The organism is Massilia sp. Bi118 (genome assembly GCF_918697865.1).
Lineage (GTDB): Bacteria > Pseudomonadota > Gammaproteobacteria > Burkholderiales > Burkholderiaceae_D > Telluria.
In genome coordinates this window covers 193,991-219,504 of record NZ_CAKKMV010000001.1, presented here as the reverse complement: position 1 = coordinate 219,504, position 25,514 = coordinate 193,991, and the positions used below count along the sequence as shown (strand labels likewise).

General features: G+C 66.9%; 19 protein-coding genes. 16 read left to right on the top strand and 3 right to left on the bottom strand.

The window, feature by feature from the left end; genetic code table 11:
• Positions 1–362: 362 nt before the first annotated feature.
• Positions 363–1,718: a FecR domain-containing protein gene (locus LQV39_RS01005; protein WP_230019763.1), complete on the bottom strand. Its 1,356-nt coding sequence runs from the start codon at positions 1,716–1,718 to the stop codon at positions 363–365.
• A gap of 198 nt (positions 1,719–1,916) precedes the next feature.
• On the opposite strand from LQV39_RS01005, the gene LQV39_RS01000 reads away from it, so the two are divergent.
• From LQV39_RS01000 to LQV39_RS00930, 15 genes are all read left to right on the top strand, one after another.
• A complete protein-coding gene (locus tag LQV39_RS01000; RefSeq protein ID WP_230019762.1) occupies positions 1,917–3,839 on the top strand; it encodes a CHASE2 domain-containing protein in 1,923 nt (640 codons plus the stop codon).
• Positions 3,836–5,080 (top strand): M48 family metallopeptidase, encoded by a 1,245-nt coding sequence (locus LQV39_RS00995; RefSeq protein ID WP_230019761.1) that lies wholly within the window; start codon positions 3,836–3,838, stop codon positions 5,078–5,080. Before LQV39_RS01000 ends, LQV39_RS00995 begins: the two co-directional genes overlap by 4 nt.
• Before the next feature lie 9 nt (positions 5,081–5,089).
• Positions 5,090–5,803: a Crp/Fnr family transcriptional regulator gene (locus LQV39_RS00990; RefSeq protein WP_230019760.1), complete on the top strand. Its 714-nt coding sequence runs from the start codon at positions 5,090–5,092 to the stop codon at positions 5,801–5,803.
• A 210-nt stretch (positions 5,804–6,013) separates the two neighbouring features.
• The gene (locus LQV39_RS00985) at positions 6,014–6,820 is read left to right on the top strand and encodes an ABC transporter permease (protein WP_290368529.1); all 807 of its coding nucleotides are present in this window, start codon (positions 6,014–6,016) and stop codon (positions 6,818–6,820) included.
• Positions 6,820–8,043: an ABC transporter ATP-binding protein gene (locus LQV39_RS00980; protein ID WP_230019759.1), complete on the top strand. Its 1,224-nt coding sequence runs from the start codon at positions 6,820–6,822 to the stop codon at positions 8,041–8,043. Before LQV39_RS00985 ends, LQV39_RS00980 begins: the two co-directional genes overlap by 1 nt.
• Positions 8,044–8,053: 10 nt before the next feature.
• Positions 8,054–9,313: an FkbM family methyltransferase gene (locus LQV39_RS00975; RefSeq protein WP_230019758.1), complete on the top strand. Its 1,260-nt coding sequence runs from the start codon at positions 8,054–8,056 to the stop codon at positions 9,311–9,313.
• A gap of 5 nt (positions 9,314–9,318) precedes the next feature.
• A complete protein-coding gene (locus LQV39_RS00970; protein ID WP_230019757.1) occupies positions 9,319–12,231 on the top strand; it encodes a glycosyltransferase in 2,913 nt (970 codons plus the stop codon).
• Between the two features lies 1 nt (position 12,232).
• Positions 12,233–13,672 (top strand): UbiA family prenyltransferase, encoded by a 1,440-nt coding sequence (locus LQV39_RS00965; RefSeq protein ID WP_230019756.1) that lies wholly within the window; start codon positions 12,233–12,235, stop codon positions 13,670–13,672.
• 4 nt (positions 13,673–13,676) lie between these two features.
• Complete coding sequence (locus LQV39_RS00960) at positions 13,677–15,266, top strand: hypothetical protein (RefSeq protein WP_230019755.1); 1,590 nt, start codon at positions 13,677–13,679, stop codon at positions 15,264–15,266.
• A gap of 35 nt (positions 15,267–15,301) precedes the next feature.
• Positions 15,302–16,282 carry a glycosyltransferase family 2 protein gene (locus LQV39_RS00955; RefSeq protein WP_230019754.1) on the top strand — a complete coding sequence of 327 codons (981 nt, stop codon included), beginning with the start codon at positions 15,302–15,304 and terminating at the stop codon, positions 16,280–16,282.
• Entirely contained in the window at positions 16,275–16,670 is a 396-nt protein-coding gene (locus tag LQV39_RS00950; RefSeq protein WP_230019753.1) for a GtrA family protein, read from the top strand. Before LQV39_RS00955 ends, LQV39_RS00950 begins: the two co-directional genes overlap by 8 nt.
• A complete protein-coding gene (locus tag LQV39_RS00945) occupies positions 16,660–17,526 on the top strand; it encodes a GNAT family N-acetyltransferase (protein ID WP_230019752.1) in 867 nt (288 codons plus the stop codon). The genes LQV39_RS00950 and LQV39_RS00945 overlap by 11 nt, the downstream gene beginning before the upstream one ends.
• 1 nt (position 17,527) lies before the next feature.
• Positions 17,528–18,307, top strand: a complete 780-nt coding sequence (locus LQV39_RS00940; protein WP_230019751.1) for a PIG-L deacetylase family protein — start codon at positions 17,528–17,530, stop codon at positions 18,305–18,307.
• Between the two features lie 9 nt (positions 18,308–18,316).
• On the top strand, positions 18,317–20,398 hold the full coding sequence (locus LQV39_RS00935; protein ID WP_230019750.1) for a glycosyltransferase family 39 protein: 2,082 nt from the start codon (positions 18,317–18,319) through the stop codon (positions 20,396–20,398).
• An 87-nt stretch (positions 20,399–20,485) separates the two neighbouring features.
• Positions 20,486–22,195, top strand: a complete 1,710-nt coding sequence (locus tag LQV39_RS00930) for a histidine kinase famiy protein (protein ID WP_230019749.1) — start codon at positions 20,486–20,488, stop codon at positions 22,193–22,195.
• A 162-nt stretch (positions 22,196–22,357) separates the two neighbouring features.
• On the opposite strand, the gene LQV39_RS00925 is transcribed toward LQV39_RS00930, so the two are convergent.
• Complete coding sequence (locus tag LQV39_RS00925) at positions 22,358–23,824, bottom strand: DEAD/DEAH box helicase (RefSeq protein WP_230019748.1); 1,467 nt, start codon at positions 23,822–23,824, stop codon at positions 22,358–22,360.
• A 327-nt stretch (positions 23,825–24,151) separates the two neighbouring features.
• Here LQV39_RS00925 and LQV39_RS00920 point away from each other — a divergent pair, with 327 nt between their 5' ends.
• Positions 24,152–24,844, top strand: a complete 693-nt coding sequence (locus tag LQV39_RS00920) for an EF-hand domain-containing protein (protein ID WP_230019747.1) — start codon at positions 24,152–24,154, stop codon at positions 24,842–24,844.
• A 33-nt stretch (positions 24,845–24,877) separates the two neighbouring features.
• Here the strand turns inward: LQV39_RS00920 and LQV39_RS00915 are convergent, their stop codons facing one another.
• Entirely contained in the window at positions 24,878–25,495 is a 618-nt protein-coding gene (locus LQV39_RS00915; RefSeq protein WP_230019746.1) for an LON peptidase substrate-binding domain-containing protein, read from the bottom strand.
• Positions 25,496–25,514 lie beyond the last annotated feature (19 nt).

Here is a 25,514-nt window from a genome sequence, read left to right as displayed (position 1 = left end):
GTTCTGCCGTCGACGTTCCGAATCATGACAGACAGCGCATCGTTGCCGATGTGATGGCCATCACAAAAAACGGGGCGATTGTGTCCTTGGTGTAAATTTCAAACAAACAATCGGGGCACATTATCGAAGAGACCTAGCTTCTAGGCAAGAAGCAGAACAATAACATTCAGATTTGTATTCAATTTATCATTCAATACTATCCAATACTCACAATTCCGTCGAAATTCTTATAAGTTCATTAATCGACCTGTAATTTTTCAATTACTTTTTGAAACAAACTTTATACAAAAAATTTTGTTGCAATAAAGCGTCAAATAAAAAACCCGGCCAGGCCGGGTTTTCAAAAACGCTGGATCAGCGCGTCAGGGCTTTCGCTCCCAATAGGTAGCGCCGTTCACCGTACGCTTCTCGTCCAGCCGGCCATCGAAAATATAGGCGGCCGAACCGCCGTTCTGCTTGCTCAGCAAGCCCTGGAGATCGATGGCGCCGGGACGGCCATTGGAGGCGTCGCCGTGCAGCTGCCCGTCGGCCCCGACCGCGCCGGTCCCTTGCAGCCTGAAGGTTTCGGCACTGGTGCTCAAATCGAATCCGGTGGCGAAGGTCTTGCTGCCGAAATCGACATTCAGCGTTCCATTACTAAGCGTTGCCGGCGTTTCGATGCGGTAAGTCGGCGTGAAGTTGGTATACACGAAGGCTTCGCTGTCGCGCAGCTGGAAGCCGAGACTGCCATTGACCGGCGCCACATAGTTGTCGCTGCCCGGACCGCGCAGCAGCGCATAATTGCCGTTCAAGCGGAGCAGCTCGTTCTGTTCCTTGGCAATCGAGAGAATGAGCTTGGGCGGCAGGCCGGCGACAGGCTGCCAGCGTCCCCAGACGATGTCGCGCTCCGGCAAGGCCAGGCTGACCTCGGCCGGCGGCACCGGCGGCGGCACCACGACCGGCGGCGGCGGCGCGGGCTGCACCGGCGCTTCCTTGTCGACCACCTTGACCAGGTTGACGGTCTTCTGCGCATCCAGGTTCGGCTGTCCCGCCGAGCTGGCGCCACCGCCGGTGCCGGCGCCATGCGCCAGCGGCTCGTCCGCGCGCGGCGGCGAGACCTGGTCGGGCGACAAGGGGCTGCCCTGCAGCAGCTGAGGCATCGCCTGGCCGCGCTGCACCTGCAGCAGCAGGCCGCGCTGGGCGGCGCTCAGCTCGCGGCTCGCGCCGCCTTCGCAGGGACCCGCGCCGCCCGGACTGCAGGCGCCGGTGAAGCCGCTCATCACGATGGCGCCGGAGATGACCGCCACGCGCGCAGTATCGTGGTCGGCGAACACCGTGAAGTCGGTGCCGCGCACGCCGATCGCCGCCACCGGTGTATTGAAGCGGAAGTTCTGGCGCGCCTGCTTGACCGCGGTGCCGGACTGGCTGCGCGCGACGCCGCTCAGCAGCTCGAACTTGACCTGGGTGTTGGCCGGGTTCTTTTCATCGACGTGGTAGGTGGCGATCCGCGCCTCGGTGTTCGGGCGCAGGATGAACAGGCCATGGTCGACCGTCCTGATATAAAGGAAACCGTCGGCACCCGTGGTCAACATCTGCCCTTCCTGCACCGGCGCGCCATTGACCGCCGGCTGGCCGGCCACGTCGACCTTGCCCGCAACAAAGATGATCTTGCCAGCTTCAGCCGCCTGGACTGCCTGGACCGCGCACGCGAGTGCAATAAAGACAAGTGAACGCCACATACATTTCCCCTTTTCGCCGAATCTACCTTGCTTAGCGAAACTAGCTCTGTGATAAGCATCACATTGTAAGCGCAAGCGTGAATGAACAGGAAAAACTAAAAATCACGAACATGTTAAAAATATAATGCGTGTAAGCAACAAAATGCTTATACTCTGCACGTCCTAAAAGAATGACAACAATGTAAATCCAGAGCAGGCGTGGCTATTTTTTCTTCCCTTTCCTCCGCACCGGCCCATCTGCGTTCCTGGCAGGCCTTGCTGCGCTGGCTGATCGCGCTGGCCGCACTGGCGCTCGCCGTCTGGGCGGAATGGGGAGCGCCGCCCGTGCACGCCTTCCTGCCCGGCGAATGGCTGCGCGACGCTTTCCTGCGCATGCAGGTCAGCACGAAAGAAGAGCCGCGCGTGCTGGTGGTCGACATCGACGAAGCCAGCCTGGCCCGGCTCGGGCCCTGGCCCTGGCCGCGCGCGCGGATCGCCGACCTGGTCGAGATCCTGCTGACCCGATATGAAGCGCGCGGCGTGGCGCTCGACATCATGCTGCCCGACAGCGCGGACAGCGCCGGCGATACCCGCCTGGCCCTGCTCGCGCGTTACGGGCCGGTGGTGCCGCTCCAGGCCTTCGACTTCAACCGGACCCGCGAACTGCAGGTGCGCGTCGGTACGCTGGGCGGCGCCGTGACGGCGGCGACGCGCGGCGTACGGGCCACCGGCTACATCGGCAACTACCCTGCACTGGCGGCGGCCCCGCATGTCGGCGCGGCCGCCTATATTACGGACGCGGACGGCGTCCTGCGCCGCGTGCCGCTGCTGACGGAATTCGAAGGCAGGCAATATCCGGCGCTGGCGCTGGCCCTGATCGGCTGCTGCTCGGGCCAGGCCCAGAGCCCGGCGCCCAGGCTCGAGAGCAGCACGATCCGCGTCGGCTTCGACCGCGACTGGCCTGCCTACACGGTGGTCAGCGCCGCCGACATCCTCGATGGCGCCATCGATCCGCCCAGCGCCGCCGGGCGCCTGGTGGTGGTCGGCTCGTCCTCGCTGGGCATGGCCGACCGCGTGACCACGCCGTTCGGCGCCGACCGCCCCGGCCTCGGGGTCCAGGCAAACATGCTGACCACCCTGCTCGACCGCCAGGCCGGACTGGCGCCTGCGCCATGGCCGGGACGCCTGATCGCCTGCATCTTCGCGCTCGTCACCGCCTTCGGCGCCACGCTCGCTTTTCCGCGCCTGTCCGCCCTCGCCAGCGTGGCCTTGCTGGCCGCCAGTTCGCTGGCGTGGCTGGTCCTCGCCTTCTTCGCCAACCGCCACGATCCGGACTTCTCGCCGGCCGGGCCGCTGGCCACCAACCTGTTCCTGCTGGCGGCGGCAATTCCCTTCCAGTGGCAACTGGCCCAGCGCCGCTCGCGCCACCTGCTGTCGACCCTGCGCCAGTACGTGGCGCCGGCGGTGGTCGAGGAACTGCTGCGCAGCGAAGCGGAGGACCCGCTCAAGCCGCGCCAGCTGGACGTCACCACCCTGATCGCCGACATGGAAGGCTATACCAGCCAGGTCGAGGCGCTGCCGATGGCGGAAGGCGCCCGGCTGACGCGCGACTTCCTGGATTGCCTGACCGGCCCCGTGATCGAGACCATGGGCACACTGGACAAATACACCGGCGACGGCCTGGTCGCGTTCTGGGGCGCGCCGCTGCCGATCGCCGGCCATGCCGACCTGGCGCTCGACGCCGCCCGCGAGATCCTGCACCGCGTCGAGGTGCTGAGCCGGCGCCACCAGGCCGCCGGCCACGCCCCGCTGCGGGTCCGGATCGGCATCGAGAGCGGCCCGGCGATGGCAGGCGATTTCGGCACTTCCTTCCGCAGCATATATACTGCGGTCGGCGACAGCGTGAACACCGCCTCGCGCCTGGAACAGGTGGCGCGCGATTTTCCCCACGACGTCATCATCGGCGCCGGGGCGGTCGAACGCGCGCGGCGCCACCAGTTCATCCTGCTCGGCGAGCGCCGGCTGCGCGGCAAGGAAAACCCGACCATTCTTTACACTTTCGAATCCAGCATGAAGCAGGAAGGCAGTACGCATCCCGATCGGCGCCAGGCCGGCGCCAGCCTCCGCGAGTCCGCCCGATGAAGAGCCGCCTGCTTCCGGCCGCGCTGGCGCTGCTGGCCGCGCTCGCGGCGTCCGCGCCGGCGCGCGCCCAGGCGGAGGCGCCCGAGGCTGCGCAGGAAGCCGCGCAGCAGGCCCTGTACCAGGAAGCCCTGCTGGCGCTTGCCGAAGGCCGCCGCACCGACGCCTCGCGTGCGCTACGGCGCCTGATCGAATTGGAGCCGCGCCATGCCGGCGCCTGGCTCGACCTGGCGCTGATCCAGTGCGGCCTCGGCAACGCCGACGAGGCCGAGCGTCTGTTCGCCACCGTCGAGACGCGCTTCGATCCCTCGCGCGAGATCCTGGAGCTGATTTCGCAGACGCGCGAGGACGGCTGCCGGCCGTGGACGCCCAACAGCTTGCTGTCGCTCACCGTCGGGCGCGGCATCGACCACAACGTCAACCAGGGCGCCAGCACCTCCACGCTGAAGCTGGGCGACGGCTCCTTCGAGGTGCTGCTGGACGAGTTCCTGCCGAAGAAGGATGGCTACACCACGACCAGCCTCGAATACCTGCGCGACCTGACGCCGAACGGCACCATCGGCTTTGCCCAGCTGCAGTCGCGGCGCAACGATTCCCTGCGCCAGTACGATTCGAGCGCCGCCTTCGGCGGTTTCGAGTCGCCATGGCGCTTTGGCCGCTGGGCCCTGCGTTCGGCCTTCGTGGGAGGCATGGTCACCCTGGGCGGGCATGTCTACCAGCGCCAGGCCCAGACCCAGCTGCGGGTGACGCCACCCTTGTCGCTGCCGAACAACACCGTGTTCAACCTGATGGGCGGCTACACCTGGACCGATTACCGGCGCCTGACGAACTTCGATGCGCGGACCATGGAGCTTCGGCCCGAACTGTCGCACCGCCGCGGCAGCCTGTACGCCAGCGCCAGCCTCGGCTTCCTGAGCGACCACGGCAACAGCCTGCGGCCGGGCGGCAAGCGCCATGGCCAGCTGCTGAACCTGCTGCTGCGCAGCTCGCTGGCGGCCGGGGCGACGGGGGAGCTCGGCTATACCCGCCAGACCTGGCTCAGTGCCCGCCCCTACGCGCCCGAACTGTTTGTGCCGCAGACGCGCGACCAGGCCACCCAGGTGCTGCGCGCCACCCTGACTTATCCGATCAACAAGAACCAGAGCCTGCTGTTCGAGGCGCGGGCGGTACGAAACCGGGAAAACATCGACATCTTTCAGTACAATAACCGCCAGTTCCAGTTGAGCTGGCGTTGGCAACCCTGATCGAAATAGATGCTCCAATCCGAATCCGCACCGCAGGAAGTGCAGATCCAGGTCCACCTGCGCAAGATTCCCTTGCTGGCCGACCTGGCCCCCGACGAAATCGCGCACATCAAGCCGGAATTGCGCTTTCGCCACTACAACAAGCGTGAAGTCGTGCTGCACAAGGGCGGCAGCGGCGACGGCCTGCTGTTCCTGCTGTCCGGCCAGTTGCAGGTGGTCGACATCACCGAAGACGGCCGCGCGATCGGCCTGCGCATGCTGGCGCCGGGCGACTTCTTCGGCGAAATCGCCCTGATCAACAATTCGACCCGCTCGGCTTCGGTGGTGGCGACCAGCGACGTGCTGGTGGCCTTTCTGCCGGCGGCCACCGCCCTGCATCTGTTCTCGCACTCGCCCAGCGTGGCGAAGCAGATGCTGAAGCACCTGGCGCAGAAAATCCAGCGCGATTCCGAATTCCGCGCTCTGCTCAGCATCAACAATACGGCGCGCCGTATCTATACCTATCTGTCGCTGCTGCAGAAAAAGCCGGAAGACGGCGGCAGCCACGCGGTCGTGGAAAACCTGCCGACCCACCAGGACATCGCCAACATGATCAATACCAGCCGCGAGACCGTCACCCGCGCGCTATTGACGCTGGTGCAGCAGGGGATCGTGCAGAAGGAGGCGAACCGCTTGGTGATCCTGGATCCGCTGGCGCTGCAGAAGCTGGTTCAAGGAAATTGAACGCGTGGGCACGTCATTCAGGCCCCCAGCCTGAATGACCCCACCCTACCGGCGAAGCGATCTTTACAAGCTGCTGGTAAGACATTCTTGTCCAATTTGCTTACATCTGTACCAATTGTGTGGCATTACCGTAGAGTATAATTTTGCGCTCGAACGGCCTTGCCACCTTATGAAGAAACACCTCACGCACCTTTTCGTGCCCACCGCGCCATGATGGCGCCGCAGATGCTGCGCGGCCTGTGGGCCTATCGCGGTTTCGTGCTGGGCAGCGTCAAGCGCGAATTCCAGGCGAAGTACATGAACGCGATGCTTGGCGCCCTGTGGTCGCTGCTGTCGCCGCTCGCCATGATCGTGGTGTATACCGTGATCTTTTCCGAAGTCATGCACAACAAGCTGCCGGGCGCCGACGCCGGCGCGCGCTTCGCCTATTCCATCTATCTGTGCGCCGGCGTGCTGACCTGGGGCCTGTTCGCCGAGATCGTCGCGCGCGCCCAGACCATGTTCATCGAGCAGGCCAACCTGATCAAGAAAATCAGCTTCCCGCGCATCTGCCTGCCGTTGATCGTGGTCCTGAACGCGCTGGTCAACTTCGGCATCATCTTCGGCCTGTTCACGCTGTTCCTGGTCGCCTCCGGCAGCTTCCCGGGGCCGGTGTTCCTGGCCCTCGTCCCCGTGCTGCTGATCCAGTTGCTGCTGGCGCTCGGCCTCGGCATGATCGCCGGCGTCCTGAACGTGTTCTTCCGCGACGTCGGCCAGTTCGTGACGATCGCGATGCAGTTCTGGTTCTGGTTCACGCCGGTGGTCTATCCGGTCACGATCCTGCCGCCCGAGGTGCGCGCCGCGATCGGCTGGAACCCGATGGCGCGCGTGGTCATGGCCTACCAGGAAATTCTGGTGAAGGGCATGGCGCCGGACTGGATGTCGCTGCTGCCGGTACTGGGGCTGGCGCTGCTGCTGTGCGTACTGGGGCTGCGCCTGTTCCGCCGCCGCGCCGGCGAGATGGTGGACGAACTCTGATGGGCCGCATCGTCGTGCAAGGCCTGGGCAAGGCCTACCGCCAATACCCGACGCGCTGGTCGCGCCTGGCGGAATGGATGCTGCCCGGCGAAAAGCCTCGCCACAAGCTCAAGTGGGTATTGCGCGACATCGGCTTCACCGTGGAGCCGGGCGAAGCCGTGGGCCTGATCGGCATCAACGGCGCCGGCAAGAGCACCCTGCTCAAGCTGATCACCGGCACCACCCAGCCGACCACCGGCGGCGTCCACATGGAAGGCCGCGTGGCCGCCCTGCTGGAGCTGGGCATGGGCTTCCACCCCGACTTCACGGGCCGCCAGAACGTGTTCATGGCGGGCCAGCTGCTCGGCATGACGGTCGAGGAGATCCAGCAGCTGATGCCGGAGATCGAAGCCTTCGCCGAGATCGGCGACTACATGGACCAGCCGGTGCGGGTGTACTCGAGCGGCATGCAGATGCGGGTCGCCTTCAGCATCGCCACCGCGCGCCGCCCGGACATCCTGATCGTCGACGAAGCCCTGTCGGTGGGCGACGCCTACTTCCAGCACAAGAGCTTCGACCGCATCCGCGGCTTCCGCCGGCACGGCACCACGCTGCTGCTGGTCTCGCACGACAAACAGGCGATCCAGTCGCTGTGCGACCGCGCCCTGCTGCTCGACGGCGGCCGCCTGGCCAAAGAGGGCCCGCCGGAAGAGATCATGGATTTTTACAACGCCATGATCGCCGAGCGCGAGAACGAAACCGTGCGCCTGAACGCGACCCCGGAGGGCAAGGTGCAGACCGTGTCCGGCACCGGCGAGGCCACCGTCGCCGACATCGCCCTGCTGGACGAACAAGGCGAGCGGGTCGAGGTGGTCGACGTCGGCGCGCCGGTCACGCTGCAGGTGCGGGTGCGGGCCAGGGCCGCAATTCCGCGCATGGTGCTGGGCTATATGATCAAGGACCGCCTGGGCCAGACCATGTACGGCACCAATACCCACCTCAAGGAACTGCCGCTCGACGACGTGGCGGCCGGCGACGAGGTGGTGTACCGCTTCGCCTTTCCGATGAACCTCGGGCCCGGCACGTATTCGGTGGCCACCGCCATTGTCAGCACCGACACCCACCTCGTGAACAATTACGAATGGCGCGACCTGGCGCTGGTGTTCACCGTGATGAACATGCAGCGCCCGCACTTCGAAGGGTCGGCCTGGCTCGATCCGGCCATCGACATCGAACGCACATGAACAAGCGACCATGACTTTCCTTTCCTACTCCCAGAACAACGAGGACGTGCTGCTGTGGCGCGCCCTCGGCCACGTGCAGAACGGCTTCTACATCGACGTCGGCGCCAACGACCCGGTCGAGCATTCCGTCACCAAGGCCTTCTATGACGCCGGCTGGCGCGGCATCAACATCGAGCCGCTGCCGGCGTTCCACGAAGCGTTCAAGCAGCAGCGCCCGCGCGACATCAACCTGGCGGAGGCCGCCGGCAGCAGCGACGGCAGCCTGACCCTGTACGACGTCGCCGATGTCAACGGCTGGGCCTCGCCGGAACGCGAGGTGGCGGAAGGCCACCGCGCCGCCGGCCACGATGTGCGCGAGCTGACGGTGCCGGTGCGCACCCTGGCCTCGATCTGCTCCGAGCACGTGGAGGGCGAGATCCACTTCCTGAAGGTCGACGTCGAAGGCTTCGAGGGCGAGGTCCTGCGCGGCATGGACTTCGCGCGCTGGCGCCCATGGGTGCTGGTGGTCGAGGCGACCGTGCCGGGCAGCCGCGAAACCAACCACGAGACCTGGGAACACCTGGTGCTCGATCAGCGCTACATCTACGCCTGGTTCGACGGCCTGAACCGCTATTACGTGGCCGGCGAACACGCCGACCTGCTGCGGCATTTCAGCGTCCAGCCGAACGTGTTCGACGAATTCATCTCGCACCACCTGGACAAGGCCTGGAGCGCCAACCGCGCCGCGATGCGCTCGCTGAAGGAACAGGAGGAACACGCCGACGCCGTGCGCGCCGAGCTGCACGACATGATCCAGTACGCCGAACAGCTGGAACTGGAAAAGCAGGACATGCAGGACCAGGCCGAGCAGCTGCGCCAGGACCTGGCGGCGGCGCACGCCAACGGCCAACAGGTCACGCAGTGGGCGAACGATCTGGAGCAGCGCCTGGTGGCCACCCACAACAGCACCTCGTGGAAGGTGACCAGGCCGCTGCGCATGGCGGGCAGCCTGATCAAGCGCCTGCGCCGTCCGGGCCTGGCACGGCGCGCCCTGCTGCGCACCACCCGCAGCGAAAAGCTGCGCCGGGTCCTGATTCCGATCCTGCTGCGCTACCCGCCGCTGGGCCGCCGCGTCAGCGCCATGCTGCAGGCGGCGCGCCACGCCGCGCCGCTGGAAATCGGACCCGGCGTCGAGGTGCCGGCCGAATTGCGCGGCCTGCCGGCCTCCGTCCGCAGCGTGCTGGGCGACCTGCAACGCGCGCGCGGCCTGCAACGCGAACCGAACGAGTAAGAATTATGCGTATCGTCATCGACTTCCAGAACAAACCGGCCGGCCCCAGCCCGGCAGAACTTGCCATGGTGCGCCAGCTGGCCGCCCGCATCGGCGCCGACGAACTGTGGATCGCGGCGCCGCTGCGCAGCCCCGCCCTGCTCGAAGACCTGCGGGTCGCGCTGGATGGCAGCGTGCCGCGCGGCCGCGTGCGCGCCTGCGATACCGTCAAGGGTCCGCTGTCGCTGCCGCTGCGCCGCCATGCGCTGGCCGAGCTGCGTCCCGGCGTGGTGCTGGTGTTTACCCCCGAAGCGCTGGACGATGCCCCCTTCCCGGTACTGGCCTGGGAGCTGGCGCAGGGCGACGCCGACACGCTGATCACCGCGCTGCGCGCCACCGCCGCCGAAAAGGCCGCCGCGCCGGCAGCCGAGGCTGCGCCGCGCAAGCCGCGCCTGGCCTACATCTCGCCGCTGCTGCCGGCCAAGTCCGGCATCGCCGACTACGCCTCCGAACTGGTGCCGGAACTGGCGCCGTATTACGAGGTCGAGCTGGTGGTCGGCCAGGACCAGGTCGACGATGCGCGCCTGGACGGCCTGCCGCGCCACGACGTCGAATGGTTCCGCGCGCATGCCCATGAATTCGACCGCGTGCTCTACCATTTCGGCAATTCGCACGCCCACCAGCACATGTTCGAACTGATCCGCGAGGTGCCGGGCGTGGTGGCGCTGCACGACTTCTTCTTTTCCGGGATACTCGACAACCTGGAACGCGAGGAATACCTGCCGCAGGGCTTCCTGAAAGCGGTGTATGAATCGCATGGCTTTGCCGGCCTGCTCGACCACCGGAAAATCGGCCGCCCGCCGGCGATCTGGAAGTACCCGGTCAACCGCGGGGTGCTCGACAACGCCACCGGCATCATCGTCCACTCCGAATTCTCGAAGCAGCTGGCCGAGACCTGGTATGGCGCCGGCGCCGCAAACGACTGGCGCACCATTCCCCTGCTGAAGGGCAAGCCCGAACGCAGCACCCGCCCCGGCATGCGCGAGCGCGCCCGCGCGCGGCTGCAACTGACGGACCAGGACTTCCTGATCTGCAGCTTCGGCATGCTGGGCCGGACCAAGCTCAATGAAGAGCTGCTGGACGCCTTCCTCGCCTCCTCGCTGGCGCAGGACCCGCATTGCCACCTCGCCTTCGTCGGCGAGAACGACCCCGGCCTGTACGGCGCCAACCTGGTCAAGAAGATCAAGGAGAGCGGCGTGAAGGCTAAGATCCGCATCGCCGGCTATGCCGACGCCGACCTGTACGCCGACTACCTGGCGGCCGGCGATTCCGCCGTCCAGCTGCGCGCCTCGACCCGCGGCGAGAGCTCGGGCGCCTCGCTCGACTGCCTGCTGTACGGCCTGCCCACCATCATCAACGCGCACGGTTCGACCGCGCTGCTGCCGGACGATTGCGTGATCAAGCTGCCCGACGAATTCGCCGTCGAACAGCTGTCGCGCGCGCTGGAACAGGTGCATGGCGACATCAAGCTGCGCGCCCGCCTGTCCGCCAACGGCCAGGCCCACATGCAGCGCCACGCGCCGGACCATGCCGCGCGCCTGTACCGCGACGCGCTCGAACACTTCGCCCAGCACGGTCCGCAGGCCGCCTACCGCGCGCTGGTGCGGGAAGCCGCGCCGCGCTGCCCGCAGCAGCAGTTGCCGGAACTGGCCGCCACGGTCGCCTTCAACCGCGCGCCGACGGCGCCGCGCCAGCTGTTCGTCGACGTCTCGGCGATGGTCGAATCGGACCTCAAGACCGGCATCCAGCGCGTGGTGCGCAGCATCCTGCTGCACCTGCTGACCGAGCCGCCGGCCGGTTTCCGCATCGAGCCGGTGTTCACGGTGGGCGGCAACAACGGCTACCGCTACGCCCGCAACTGGACCCTGAAAATGATCGCCAACGGCGGCGATCCGATCAAGCTGGCGCTGGAAGACGCCCCGGTCGACCTGCGCCCGGGCGACGTCTTCCTCGGCCTCGACCTGTTCACCAACGGCACCGCCCAGAACCAGCAGAACCTGATCGACATGCGCGCGCGCGGCGTCGAGATCACCTTCGTGGTCTACGATCTGCTGCCCATCCTGCGCCCCGACGTGTTCCCCTTCGGCGCCGAGCAGCACTTCACCGCCTTCCTGCACACCGTGCGCACGGTGGCCGACGGCGTGCTGTGCATCTCGCGCGCAGTGGCCGACGAATTTGCCGACTGGGCGCAGCAGCAGGAGCCGGTGCGCAAGGCGCCGCTGCAGGTCGGCTTCTTCCACCTCGGCGCCGACATCGACGCCAGCGTGCCGAGCAACGGCCTGCCGCCGGACGCCCACATCGTGCTGGACGCGCTGAAAGCCCGTCCGAGCTTCCTGATGGTCGGCACGGTCGAGCCGCGCAAGGGCCAGGCCCAGGCGCTGGCCGCCTTCGAGCAACTGTGGGCCGCGGGCGTGGACACCAACCTGGTCATCGTCGGCAAGCATGGCTGGATGGTCGACGAACTGGCCGCGCGCCTGAACGCGCATCCGGAAAACGGCAAGCGCCTGTTCTGGCTGGCCGGTGTCTCGGACGAGATGCTGCTCAAGCTGTACGCCGGCTCCTCGGCCCTGCTGGCGCCCTCGGAAGGCGAAGGCTTCGGCCTGCCGCTGATCGAGGCGGCCCAGCACGACATCCCGATCATCGCGCGCAGCCTGCCGGTGTTCCGCGAAGTCGCCGGCGAGCACGCCTACTATTTCGAAGGCAAGGAGCCGGCCGATCTGGCGCAGGCCGTCACAGCCTGGCTGGCGCTGTGGAAGGAGGACAAGGCCCCGGCCTCGACCGGCATGCCGTGGCTGACCTGGGAGCAAAGCACGCACCAGGTGGTCGATGTCGTCATCGGCGGCAGCTGGCACCGCAGCGTGCCCGGCGCGGGTAGCTGAGGTGCAGGGCGCGCACAGCCCGGCGATGGAGACGGCCGCCGCGCCGCTCGTGGTCGACCTCGACGGCACCCTGATCCATACCGACCTGCTGTGGGAATCGCTGGTGCTGTTCCTCAAGCGCCACCCGCTGCAGGCCTGGCGCCTGCCGTTCTGGCTCCTGCGCGGCAAGGCCGCCCTCAAGGAAAACCTGGCCGCGCACGCCGGGCTCGATGCGGCCGCCCTGCCCTACGACGAGGTCCTGCTCGAGCACATCGCCCGCCAGCGGGAGGAAGGCCGCGAGATCGTGCTGGCCACCGGCGCCCACGCGCAGCTGGCGGAGGGGGTCGCCGATCACCTGGGCCTGTTCGACCGCGTGCTCCCGACCGGCGGCGGCGTCAACCTGACCTCGCATGCCAAGGCGCGCCGGCTGACCGAGCTGTATGGCGCCGGCGCGTACGACTACGTCGGCAATTCGCGCGCCGACCTGCCGGTGTGGCTGGCCTGCCGCCAGCCCTATTCGGTCACCGTGCGGCCCTTCCGCCTGGCCGACGGGCGCCAGACCCGCCAGCTGGGCGCCGTGCGCGGCGGCCTGTTCGGCCCCCTGCTGAAGGCCCTGCGGCCGCGCCAGTGGCTGAAGAACCTGCTGGTGTTCACGCCCATGCTGGCCAGCCATACGCTGGACCTGCCGACTTTGCAGACTTCGCTGCTGGCCTTTGCCGTGTTCTCGCTGTGCGCTTCCAGCGCCTACCTGCTGAACGACGCGCTGGACGCCCAGGACGACCGCCGGCATCCGGTCAAACGGCGCAGGCCGATCGCCAGCGGCGCCCTGCCCCTGTGGCTGGGCCTGGCAGCCAGCCCGCTGCTGGCCGGGCTGGCGCTGACCCTGTGCGCCATGTTCAACCCCTTGCTGCTGGCCGCGGCCGGCATCTATCTCGCCTCCACGGTGGCGTATTCGGTGCACCTGAAGCGCCTGCTGATGGTCGACATCGTCGCCCTGGCGATCCTGTACACCATGCGCGTGCTGGGCGGCGCCGCCGCCACCGGCATCGCGCCCTCGTTCTGGCTGCTGGCGTTTTCCTTCTTCATTTTCCTCAGCCTGGCGCTGCTCAAACGGCACAGCGAACTGGGGCGGCTGCAGCGCGACGGCAAGGACAAGACCCATGGCCGCGGCTACACCACGGCCGACCGCCTGCCGGTCGGCATCATGGGCGTCAACGCCGCTTTCGTCTCGCTGCTGATCTTCATCCTGTATTTCCAGTCAGAGAATGTGCTGATCCTGTACGCGCAGCCGGCCTGGCTGCTCGGCATCATCCCGCTGCTGGTGTACTGGCTGGGCAGGCTGTGGACACTTTCCTTCCGCGGCGAGGTCAATGAAGACCCGGTGCTGTATGTCAGCCGCGACAAGGTCAGCCTGCTGGTGATCGCCCTGTGCGCCGCGCTCGCCGTCGCGGCCAGCTGGTGAGGCCATGGCGATGACCCACACGGCTTCGCCAACGCAGCGCATGGGCTGGGCCTTTCCGGCCTGCCTGCTGCTGGTTCTCGCCGTCCTGTTCGCCCTGACACCGCCCTACTACGGCGGCGACGTGGCCGAGTACACGGCCGAGACGGTTGCGCTGGCCACGCATGCCAGCCCGGACATCCGGCTGGCGGACGTCGACCGCACGCTGCAGCTGGCGCCCTACCTCGGCGGGCCGCTCGGCCTACTGCGCCAGGGCATGGCGGCCGGCGACGAGAAGCTGTACGCAGCCTTCATGCGCGGCCGCGACCGCAAGGTCTATTCGATTCATGCACTCGGCTATCCGGCGCTGTCGGTGCCGCCGTTCAAGCTGCTGGAAGGCCTCGGCTTGCCGCCCTTCAAGGCCTTCCAGGTTGTCAACTATGCAGCCGTCTTCATCCTTGGCCTGGCGCTGTGGCGCTTCTTTCGTTCCGGCCCGAAGGCGATGTTCGGGGTTGCCCTTTTCCTCGGCTGCGCCGGTATTCTGTACCTGGACTGGACCAGCCCCGAATGCCTGAGCGCGGCCTGCCTGCTGGCCGGCCTGCTGCTGTTCCTGTGCGATGCCCCCATCGCCGCCGGCCTGCTGGGCGGCGTCGCCGGCCTGCAGAATCCGACCCTGGTGTTCTTCTTCGTGTTTGCACCGCTGCTCAAGCTGCAGCTCGACTACCGCGCCGGGCTTGGCCTGGCCGCCAACCTGCGCGCCCGGTTGCCGCGCCGCGCCGTGGCCGGACTGCTGCTGGGAGCGGCGCTGTATGCGCTGCCGACGCTGTTCAGCCTGGCCACCTTCGGCGTGCCGAACGTCATCGCCAAGTATTTCACCCTGCCCGAACTGGTCAACGCGACGCGCCTGCTGTCCTTCTTCTTCGACCTCAACCAGGGCATGATCCTGGGTATCCCGGGCGTCGCGGCGGCGCTGGCCCTGTGGGGCTGGCGCAGCGGCCCCAGCCTGCGCCGCAACGGCGCGACGCTGGCGCTGTGCCTGCTGTTCACGCTGGCCCTGATGCTGCCCTCGCTGGCCGTACCGAACTGGAACTCGGGCGCCGCCGGCGTGATGCGCTACGCCTTCTGGGCTTCGATGCCGATCCTGCTGGCCCTGCTGCTGCGACTAAAGGCGCAGGCGCGCTGGCCGGCGGCGCTGGTGGCGGGCCTGGTGCTGGCGCAAGCGGGCGCAATGTGGCATGCCTCGACCTACGCTTATACGCGTTTCAGCCCGCTGGCGAAAATGGCGCTGGCCTGGGCACCCTACCAGTACCACCCTGAACCCGAGATTTTTGCCGAGCGCGCGGGCAATAACGACGATTACATCTGGCCCGACAAGGTCTATACCTACAAGGAGCCGGGCCAGGTCCAGAAGATCCTGTTTTGCCCGGCCGACGCCAGGAGCGATGCGCTGCTATGCGGCGAAGGCGCGGTGCCCGGACCCGACAACCATGTCGTGGAGTCGACCCACGGCTGGCGCTATATCGACGGGCCGGTGCGCTGCCGTCCCGCCGCCGGACAACAGAATATCCACAAAGAAATATTTGCAATTGGACAACTATGTCAAATTCGGTTACCATAGAGAATTGCGTCCAGGTTAACAAGCTGTACAAGAGCATGCTGCCTCCCGATTCCGTTGCCGTCGTGATCCCCAGCTACAAGGTCACGCGCCACATCCTCGGCGTGATTGCCGGCATTGGTCCGGAAGTCGCGCGCATCTACGTTGTCGACGACAAATGTCCCGACGGCTCGGGCGCCTTCGTGCGCGCCAACTGCGAAGATCCGCGCGTGCTCGTCATCGAGCACGAGCAGAACCAGGGCGTGGGCGGGGCCGTCATGACCGGCTACCGCGCCGCCATCCACGAAGGCGCAGCCGTGATCGTGAAGGTCGACGGCGACGGCCAGATGGACGGCAGCCTGATCCCGCATTTCGTCGCGCCCATCCTGGCGGGCGAGGCCGACTACACCAAGGGCAACCGCTTCTTCAACCTGGAACGGATCGGCTCGATGCCTTTGACGCGCCTGGTCGGCAACGCGATCCTGTCCTTTCTCACCAAGCTGTCGTCCGGCTACTGGGACCTGTTCGACCCGACCAACGGCTACACGGCGATCCACGCCGACGCCGCCCGCTACCTGCCCTTCGACAAGATCAGCCGCCGCTACTTCTTCGAGACCGACATGCTGTTCCGCCTGAACACGCTGGGCGCGGTGGTGGCGGACGTGCCGATGGATGCGGTGTATGGCGACGAGGTCAGCAATCTGAAGATTTCGCGCATCGTCACCGAGTTCGCGGCCAAGCACGTGCGCAACTTCTTCAAGCGCCTGTTCTATAACTATTACCTGCGAAATATGTCGCTGGCCTCGATCGAACTGCCGCTGGGCGTCATCCTGCTGCTGTTCGGCTCGATTTTCGGCATCTCCCACTGGATCGACGCCAGCCGCCATGGCCTGGCGACGCCGGCCGGCACCGTGATGGTTGCCGCCCTGCCCGTCATCATGGGCGTGCAATTGATCCTGGCCTTCCTGGCCTACGACATCGCCTCGGTGCCGCGCCGGCCGCTGCACAAGAAGATCTTGTTCCGCAAGCCGCATGCGTAAGCTCATGAACCATTCGCGCCAGTTCGGCACCTTCATCGCCGGCGGCCTGCTGTGCGCCGTGGTCGACATCGGCGTCATGCAATTGCTGCTGCGCGCCGGCGCGCATTTCACCGGCGCCACCACGGCCGGCTTCCTGGCGGGCCTGCTGGTCAACTACGCCTTCCACAGCCGCGTGACCTTCGAGGCCGGCGCCAGCGCCTCCAGCTTCGCGCGCTACCTGTGCGTGGTCGGCCTGAACTACCTGCTGACCATGGGCTGCGTGTCGCTGGCGGTGGCGCTGGCCGGCATGCCGCTGGCGGGCAAGATCGTGTCGCTGCCGCTGGTCGCGGTCAGCGGTTACCTGCTGAGCAAATTCTGGATTTTCAGGAAGGCGCACCATGAGCACTGAACTGAGCTTTGCCCCGATCCGTACCGACGCCGCTGCGCTGGCCCAGTACGGCGCGCTGTTCAAGGCCTGCTTCCCGATGACCGACAAGTTCACGCCGCGCTACCTGGCCTGGCTCTACGTCGACAATCCGGACGGCAAGGCGGTCGGCTACGACGCCTGGGACGGCGAGCGCCTGGCGGCCCATTACGTCTGCATTCCGGCGCGCGCCTGGGTCGAGGGCCGCGAGGTGCCGGTGCTGCTGTCGCTGAACACCGCCACCCACCCGGACTACCAGGGCAAGGGCCTGTTCACGAAACTCGCAAGCATGACTTTCGAGGCCGGCGCCGCCCAGGGCTTCGACGGTGTCTACGGCGTCGCCAATGCCAACAGCACACCCGGCTTCGTGCGCAAGCTCGGCTTCCAGCTGGTGCGCCCGCTGGAGGCGCGGGTCGGTGTCGGCAGCCTGCGGCATGGCGCCAAGGCGGCGCCCGATGCGCTGTCGTTCGAGCGCAGCTGGAGCATGGATGCCCTGCGCTGGCGCTGCGCGAATCCGCACAACCCGGTCTTCATGAAGAACGGCGCCGGCAAGCTGCGCTTCCATGCCGCGGCCAGCGGACACAAGCTGCCGGCCTATGCCGAACTGGAGGCGGGCGGCGTCGCGCTGCCGGCGTCCGAACGCGCGCCGATGCTGTCGCCGCTGCGCCTGTTCATCGGCCTGGCGCCGGACGCCTCCAGCAGCTACTGGAACTACGCCAGCATCCCGATGCGTCTGCGCCCCTCGCCGCTGAACCTGATCTACCGCTCGTTCGCGCCTCGCGTGCGCGCGCTGGATCCGTCGCGCATCGCCTTCTCCTTCCTCGACTTCGACGCGTATTGAAATGAGTGACGCGCGCGAGCGGCCGGCCGCCCTGTTCCTGTTCGCCCACCAGGACGACGAATTCGGCGTGTTCCAGCGCATTGCCGACTGCCGCGCCCAGGGCCTGCGGGTGGCCTGCGCCTATTTCACCGACGGCGCCACGGCCAGCGCCACGGCGGCCCAGCGCAACCTGGAATCGCTGGCGGTGCTGCAGAAGCTGGGCGTGGAGCGCGACGAGGTCCACTTCGCCGGCCAGCAACTGGGCATCGCCGATGCGCAGCTGCCGCAGCACCTGCAACGCGCCGCGCGCTGGCTGGAACACTGGCTGGATGGCTACGGGCAGATCGACTCGCTGCATGTGACCGCCTGGGAGGGCGGGCACCACGACCACGATGCCCTGCACGCGCTGGCGGTGACGGTGGCGGACCGGCGCGGCCTGCTGGCGCGCACCTGGCAATATTCGCTGTACCAGGCCGCCGGCCTGCCCGGACCGCTGTTCCGGGTGCTGGCGCCGCTGCCGCAGAATGGGCCGGCCCGTACCTGGACTATCCCCTGGCAGATGCGCCGAACCTATCTGCGCCATTGCCTGTCCTATCCCTCGCAACGCGGCACCTGGATCGGCCTGTTTCCCTTCGTCCTGCTGCACTACCTGCTGCGCGGCACGCAGGCCCTGCAGCCGGTCGACCCGGGCCGCCTGGGCCAGCGCCCGCACCCGGGCCCCCTGTATTACGAAAAGCGCCGCTTCTTCAGCTGGGACCGCATGGTCCAGGCACTGGAAGCCTGGCGCGCCAACCGTTCCTGAAGACAAAGAATGAAACGAGAAACCATCGTCATGACGACGTCCCCCGGCCTCCGCAAGCATCTGTTCCCATTGGCCTCGTTCGTGGTGCTCGCCGCCATTTTCGCCTGGCTGGTGGTACGCAGCCATGGCCTCAATCCGACGGTGTTCGCCGACGAGTGGTACTACGACAAGATGGCGCGCCTGCAGCCGCTGGCCGAGGCCATCGTGCCCTCCTACCTCTACCTGTGGCTGTTCGGCGCCACCAAAGCCTGCGGCAACGGTTTCCTCGAATGCGCGCGCGGAGGCAACGCCCTGCTGTTCGTGGCCGCCGCGCCCTTCGTCTACCTGACCGCGCGCAGCGTCACCGGCCGCGGCACCGCCGCCGCCATCGCGCTGCTGGCCACGCTGGCGCCGTTGAACTTGTTCACGGCCTATTTCATGCCGGAAACGATGTATTACTTCGGCTTTTGCGTGCTGAGCTGGGTTGCGCTGACGCGCCGCCATTGGCACTGGGCCCTGCATGCGCTGGCTTGCGGCGTCCTGCTCGGCCTGATGAGCCTGATGAAGGTGCACGCCGTGTTCCTGGTGCCGGCCCTGCTGCTGTTCCTGGCCTATTCGCGCTGGCTGGCGGGCCCGGGCTGGGCCGGCAGCGCCGTGCTGGCCATGGCGATCGGCGGCGCCGGCATGTTCGCGGTCAAGTTCGGCCTCGGTTATCTGCTGGCCGGCGAGGCCGGCCTGAGCCTGTTCGGCCCCTTCTACGCCGGCGGCGCGAATGCCGCCAGCGCCGGCGACAAGCTGCATCTGCTGAAGCCGGCCTTCGTCATCGGCCGCGCCCACCTGATGCTGCTGGCGCTGGCCTTCGGCGTGCCGCTGGCCATCCTGCTGCAGAGCGTGCTACGCCCAAGCAAGCGGGCCCAGGCCGGCCAGGCCGAGCTGGTGGGCATCTATACGCTGCTGGTACTGGGCGCCGCGGCCGGCATGACCATCCTCTACACCGCCACCCTGGCCTACCCCGGCACCAACGAGGGCCTGCGCATGCACGTGCGCTACTACAGCTTCGTGTTCCCGCTGCTGTGGGTGGTCGCCGCCGCCACGCAAGGCCGCGACGAGCGCCAGCCGGCCGCCCTGCGCTGGACCCTCGCGCTGCTGCTGACGGCCGTGCTGGCCATCGCCATCGTCAAGTTCCCGACCTATTCCTTCAATGCCGTCGACGGCCCCGAAGCCTTCGCCCTGCGCCTGGACAAGCCCCTCAGCCTGGTGATCCTGGCGCTGCAGGTGGCCGCCCTGTTCCTGTGGGCCGCCGGCCGCGCCTCGGCCCGGCGCGTGTTCCTGTTCGTGGTCACGCCGCTGTACATCGCCAGCGGCATCGTCGACAACAATTACCAGCTCGGTCTGTACGTGGACGACCAGGCCGCCGACCTGGCCGGCAAGGCGGCCTACCGCCTGGTGCCGCCGGCGGAGCGCGGCAAGATCACGGTGGCCGGCTCGGAAATCGGCCAGGTCATGCGCGCCCAGTTCCACATCGACGACAAGGACTCGGCCATGCTGGTCCTGCCGCAGGGCGTGCCGATCGAGCCCTACCAGCTCCCGGTGCGCAACAACTGGCTGCTGGTGTTCGGCAAGCATGCCCTGCCGCCGGGCCTGACGCCGGTGGCGGGCAATGAGCACTATGCGCTGGTACACACCAGCGTCGAGCGCCGCATCATCGGCAACGCGCGCTTCAACGAGCCCTTCGCTGCAAGTGGCCTGCTGTCCGGCGCCGAGGGCGTGGCCGATATCGAGGGCTTCGGACGCTGGTCGAACGCCAAGCAGGTCGTGCTGCACTTCAACGCGCCGCTGCCGCAGCACGCCTTCATCGTGCTCAAGGCCTGGGCCTATGGCGACAACACCGAGTTCCCGTTCACGCTGCGCATCGGCGGCAGCAGCGCCCAGTTCCGCCTGAGCGGCACGCCGCAGGAAGTCGGCCTGCGCCTGGACACCGACGGCCAGCAGCGCAGCCTGACGATCGAGGTGCCGCACCCGGTGTCGCCGATGAGCTACGGCGATCCGCGCGACCCGCGCCTGCTGGGCATTGCGCTGGCGGAAATCGAGATTTCGACGCCCGCCCACTGAGCCCCCGCCTCCGTGCGTCCGCGAACAGTGGATGCACGGAGGCGCGCCCTAGAATTGTCGGCGACATGTCGACGATGGGGATGTGGGATGACGACCGGAAGCAACAGGGAGGAGCAGCTCGAAAAAACGCTTGACCGGCAAGGCGGCGGCCAGAGTGCCGGTGTGCCGGCTTCGGGCGAAGTCGAAGGCAATGCCGAGAGCCCGCTGGGCGGCCCCGGCGTCAAGCATTGGCAGGCCAGCTTCATTACCAAGGACGGCCTGCAGGACCGCGGCAATATCTTCTTCGCCGCCGTCGAGATGACCCGCATGCCGATGGTCGTCACCGATCCGCGCCAGCCCGACAATCCCATCGTGTTCGCCAACGGCGCCTTCTTCGACCTGACCGGCTACAGCAACGAGGAGACGGTCGGCCGCAATTGCCGCTTCCTGCAAGGCCCGCAGACGGACCGCGCCACGCTCGATGAAGTGCGCAAGGCACTCCAGGAGCAGCGCGCGGTCGCGGTCGACCTCCTGAACTACAAGAAGGACGGCAAGCCCTTCTGGAACGCCCTGTACATCGGTCCGATCTTCGACCAGGACGGCGAGCTGCTGTACTTTTTTGCCTCGCAGATGGACATCACCGAGCGCCGCGCCACCCAGGAATCCTACCTGCAGGCACAGAAGATGGAAGCGATCGGCCAGTTGACGGCGGGCATGGCGCACGACTTCAACAACCTGCTGCAGGTCATCAACGGCAACCTCGAAGTCGCCCTGATCAGCCTGGACCGGCCGGACAGCGCGCGCCAGCAGCTCGAGCGCGCCCAGCGCGCCGCCATGCGTGCCGGCAGGCTCACCCAGCAGCTGCTGACCTTCGCGCGCAAGCAGCGCCTCGAACCGCGGCGCATGAACATCAACAACCTGGTCTTCGATTTTTCCGAAATGCTGGTGCGCACCCTGGGCGCCAAAGTCGAGCTGCGCCTCGACCTGCGCCCCGGCCTGCCGGTCTGCATGCTGGACCCGACCCACCTCGAGATGGCCCTGCTCAACGTCCTGATCAACGCGCGCGACGCCATGCCGGATGGCGGCGAGGTGACGGTCGCGACCGCGATCGTGCGCGGCGAAGACCGCCTCAAGGTCCATGGCCTGCCGCAGGGCACCTATGTTTCCTTGTGCGTGATCGACAAGGGCACCGGGATGGCGCCGGAGGTGCTGCGCCGCGCGACCGAGCCCTTCTTCACCACCAAGGGTCCGGGCACCGGGCTGGGCCTGGCCATGGTGCACGGCTTCGTCCAGCAGTCGCACGGCCGCCTCGAGCTCGACAGCCATCCCGGCAAAGGCACCAAGGTCACGATGATCTTCCCGATTGCCGACAATGCCATCGGCCATGGCGATGCCACCGCGGATGCGGGCCAGCCGTCCTCCGCAGACGACGCGAAGGCCAGGGACGACAAACCGCGCGTGCTGGTGGTCGAGGACAACGACGACGTGCGCGAACTGGCGGAACAGGTACTGGAAATGGAAGGCTACGCGGTGCAGTCGGCGGCCAGCGGCGAACAGGCATTGAGCATCCTGGAACAGGGCGCCCAGGCCGACCTGCTGTTCACGGACGTGATCATGCCGGGCGGGATGGACGGGCTGGAGCTGGTCGAACGGGCCCGCGCGCTGCGGCCGGGACTGCCGGTGCTGGTCACGACCGGCTACATGGACGAACTGCCGCAAGGCGGTCGCGGCGGCGGCTTGAATATCCTGGCGAAGCCGTACCGGCAGGAGGATTTGCTGGAGCGGGTGAGGAAGGAGCTGGAGAAAAGAGCGGCGTGAGTGTTACCCGCATCGTTGGCCCGCAAACGTCATTCCCGCGTTCCAAACGTCGTCCCCGCGAAGGCGGGGATCCAAGTTCTGCGTGCGTTAACGAAAAGCTGACAAACTTGGATCCCCGCCTGCGCGGGGACGACGAGGTAGTGCGCGTGCTACGGGTGTAAATTACTGCTTCGGCAACCCACCCAACAAGGCCGCCAGCTGCTGCTTCGGCTTCGCCTGCGTGACAGGCACGGCTTCCGCCGGGTCCTTGCGCGGCGCCACGGCCGGCTCGTAGGGCTTGAGGAACCACGGATCGACCTTCTCGCGGCGCGGGGCGCCCGGGCCGCGCGGGCCACGTTCGCTGCGCTCGCCACGATCGCCGCGTTCGAAGCTGCGCGAAGCGTCGCTCTGGCGGCGTCCGCTGCTGCTGCGGCCGTCGAAGCGCTCGCTGCCGCCCGAGCGGCCCGGCGCGAAGCCGGTCAGCTCGCCGCGGGTAATGGTCTGCTTGATCAGCTTCTCGATGTCGACCAGCAGGCGCTCGTCCTTGTCCGAGTAGACCGACAGCGCATCGCCGGTGGCGCCGGCGCGGCCGGTACGGCCGATGCGGTGCACGTAGTCTTCGGCGTTGTACGGCAGGTCGTAGTTGATCACGCAAGGCAGGTCGGTGATGTCGAGGCCGCGCGCGGCGACGTCGGTCGCGACCAGCACGTCGATCTCGCCGTTCTTGAAGGCGTCGAGCGCGGCGATGCGTTCCTGCTGGGTCTTGTCGCCGTGGATGGCGGAGGCCTTGATGCCGGCCTGCTCCAGGGTGCGCGACAGGCGCGAGGCGCCGATCTTGGTGTTCGAGAACACCAGCACCTGCTTCAGGTCGCGCGAGCGGATCAGGTGCAGCACCACCTCAGGCTTCTGCCCTTCCTCGACCTTGTACAGCACCTGGGTGATCGAGGTATTCGTGGCATTGCTGCGCGCCACTTCGATGGTCAGCGGATCGGTCAGGAAGCTGGCGGCCAGCTTCTTGATCTCCGGCGAGAAGGTGGCCGAGAACATCAGGTTCTGGCGCTTCTTCGGCAGCAGGTTGATGATGCGCTGCAGGTCCGGCAGGAAGCCCATGTCGAGCATGCGGTCGGCTTCGTCCATCACCAGCATCTGCACCTGGGCCAGGCTGATGTTCTTCTGTTCGACGTGGTCGAGCAGGCGGCCCGGGGTCGCGATCACGATCTCGACGCCTTTGCGCAGGATCTCGGTCTGCGGCTTCATGTCCATGCCGCCGAACACGACGGTGGAGCGCAGCGGGGTGTGCTGGGCGTAGGCCTTGACGTTCTCGGCGACCTGGATCGCCAGTTCGCGGGTCGGGGTCAGGACCAGCGCACGCACCGCGTGACGGGCCGGCGACATGCTGGTGTTCGCATGCGGCAGCAGGTTCTGGATGATCGGCAGCGAAAAGCTCGCGGTCTTGCCGGTGCCGGTCTGGGCTGCGCCCATGACATCGCGGCCCTGCAGGACGACAGGAATCGCCTGGGCCTGGATCGGGGTCGGGTGGACATAGCCCTGGTCCGACAGCGCGCGCTGGATCTCAGGCGCCAGACCGAAATCGGCAAAACGCACGGTGGGTGCGCCGCCAGCATCATTGGTGGTCGTCGTTTCAGACATTTTTTCTTTCGGGCGTAATAAGAGTTGCGCTCTACGGCCAAAGCGGCCCTGGCATGGCCAACGCGGGAAACTCCGGAGGTACGGGACGCGCCGGCGCGGCGTGAGCTGCGGTGGCGGCTTGGGCGGACGTAGAGATACTAAACCGCGCTCAATTTACCTCAAATCCACCCCTCTGTATATGAATTCCTGTACTTTCGACCGCGAATTGCCATGTTTTTACGCAGTTTCTCTTAACATTCCTTTACCCGACTTTACAGTTTCCGCCCTCCTCCTCGTCCCGCCGGCGTCCGATAATTGATGCAGTGCATTAAATATAAGGACTCCAGGATGGTCGCTAGCATCAGCAGCAATACCGTGTCGAACTGGGCGGACTCCGTCTTCTCCAAGCTCGACACCAAAAACCAGGGCTATATCGAGAAGACCGACCTGCAGGACGCCCTCTCGAAGGTCGGCGACCAGGGCGGCGACAGCGGCCAGGCGGTCGACATCGACAGCACCTTCGGCGCGCTCGACGGCGACAGCGACGGCAAGGTGACCAAGAGCGAGCTCACCGACGCGATGACCAAGCTGGGTGACCAGCTCAACGCCCAGTTCGATGCCTCGCGCGTGGGCCAGGGCGGTCCGCGCGGTGCGGGCGGCCCGCCGCCTGGCGGAGGCGGCGGCCGCGTCGGCGGCAGCGAGGAATCGGACAGCGCCACCGACTCGACCGACGGCACAAGCAGCACCAGCACCGATTACGTCGCGGCCGCCGACACCGACGGCGACGGCACGGTCAGCGACGCCGAACAGGCGGCCTATGACAAGAAGGTGGCGAGCGGCCAGGCGGATGAAGGCGGTAGCAGCGGTGACAAAGCCGCGGGCGGCGCCGGGAAAGCCGAGCGCCCGAAAGACCCGATGCGCGAACTGGCGCATGCGCTGCATCTGTTGAAGGCGTATGCCGAGAACAGCGGCGGTCGCGATAGCTCGACGGCGTCGACGGGCGATGCTGGCGCCACCAGCAGTGTCAGCGTAGAAGCCTAAGCGTCATTCCCGCTTTCGCGGGAATGACGGCGCTCAGGACGTGATCAGCCCGTGTTCATCCAGCACATCATGCAGCAGCTCCAGCCGGATCATCGGGTTATCCAGCATGAGCATGTGCTGCTTCTGCTGGTTCGGCAGCGGCAGCAGTTCGCACCAGCGGTTGGCGACCCAGCCGCAGTCGTCGAGGCGGAATGGCGGCTGCACCGGCCAGCGGCTTTGCGGCACGTCGTGCAGCGAGGAGAGCACGCGGTCGAGGGCGTCGGCAGCGCCCTTCAGGTCGGAGGGGATACGCACCGCGTGGTCGTCCTCCAGCAGTTCGGCCTCGGCCATCCACAGGCCGTTGCTGCGGCGCTCGCTAGCCAGCACCTGGAAGCGCGAGTTGCCGCGGCAGACCACCTGCAGCAGGCCCGGCGTCGAGGCCGTGGTGTCCTGCACCGAGGCCAGCGTTCCCGATGCCACGAAGCGCTCCAGTCCCTGCGGGGTGCGCACCTCCTGCCCATGCGTCAGCAGCACCACGCCGAAAGGGCTGTCCTCCGTCAGGCAATGGCTGATCATGTCGAGGTAGCGCACCTCGAAGATCTGCAGCGGCAGCACGCCATCCGGAAACAGGACCGTGCTGAGCGGGAACAGCGGTAAGGAGATCGTGGCCATGCGCGCATCATGACAGATT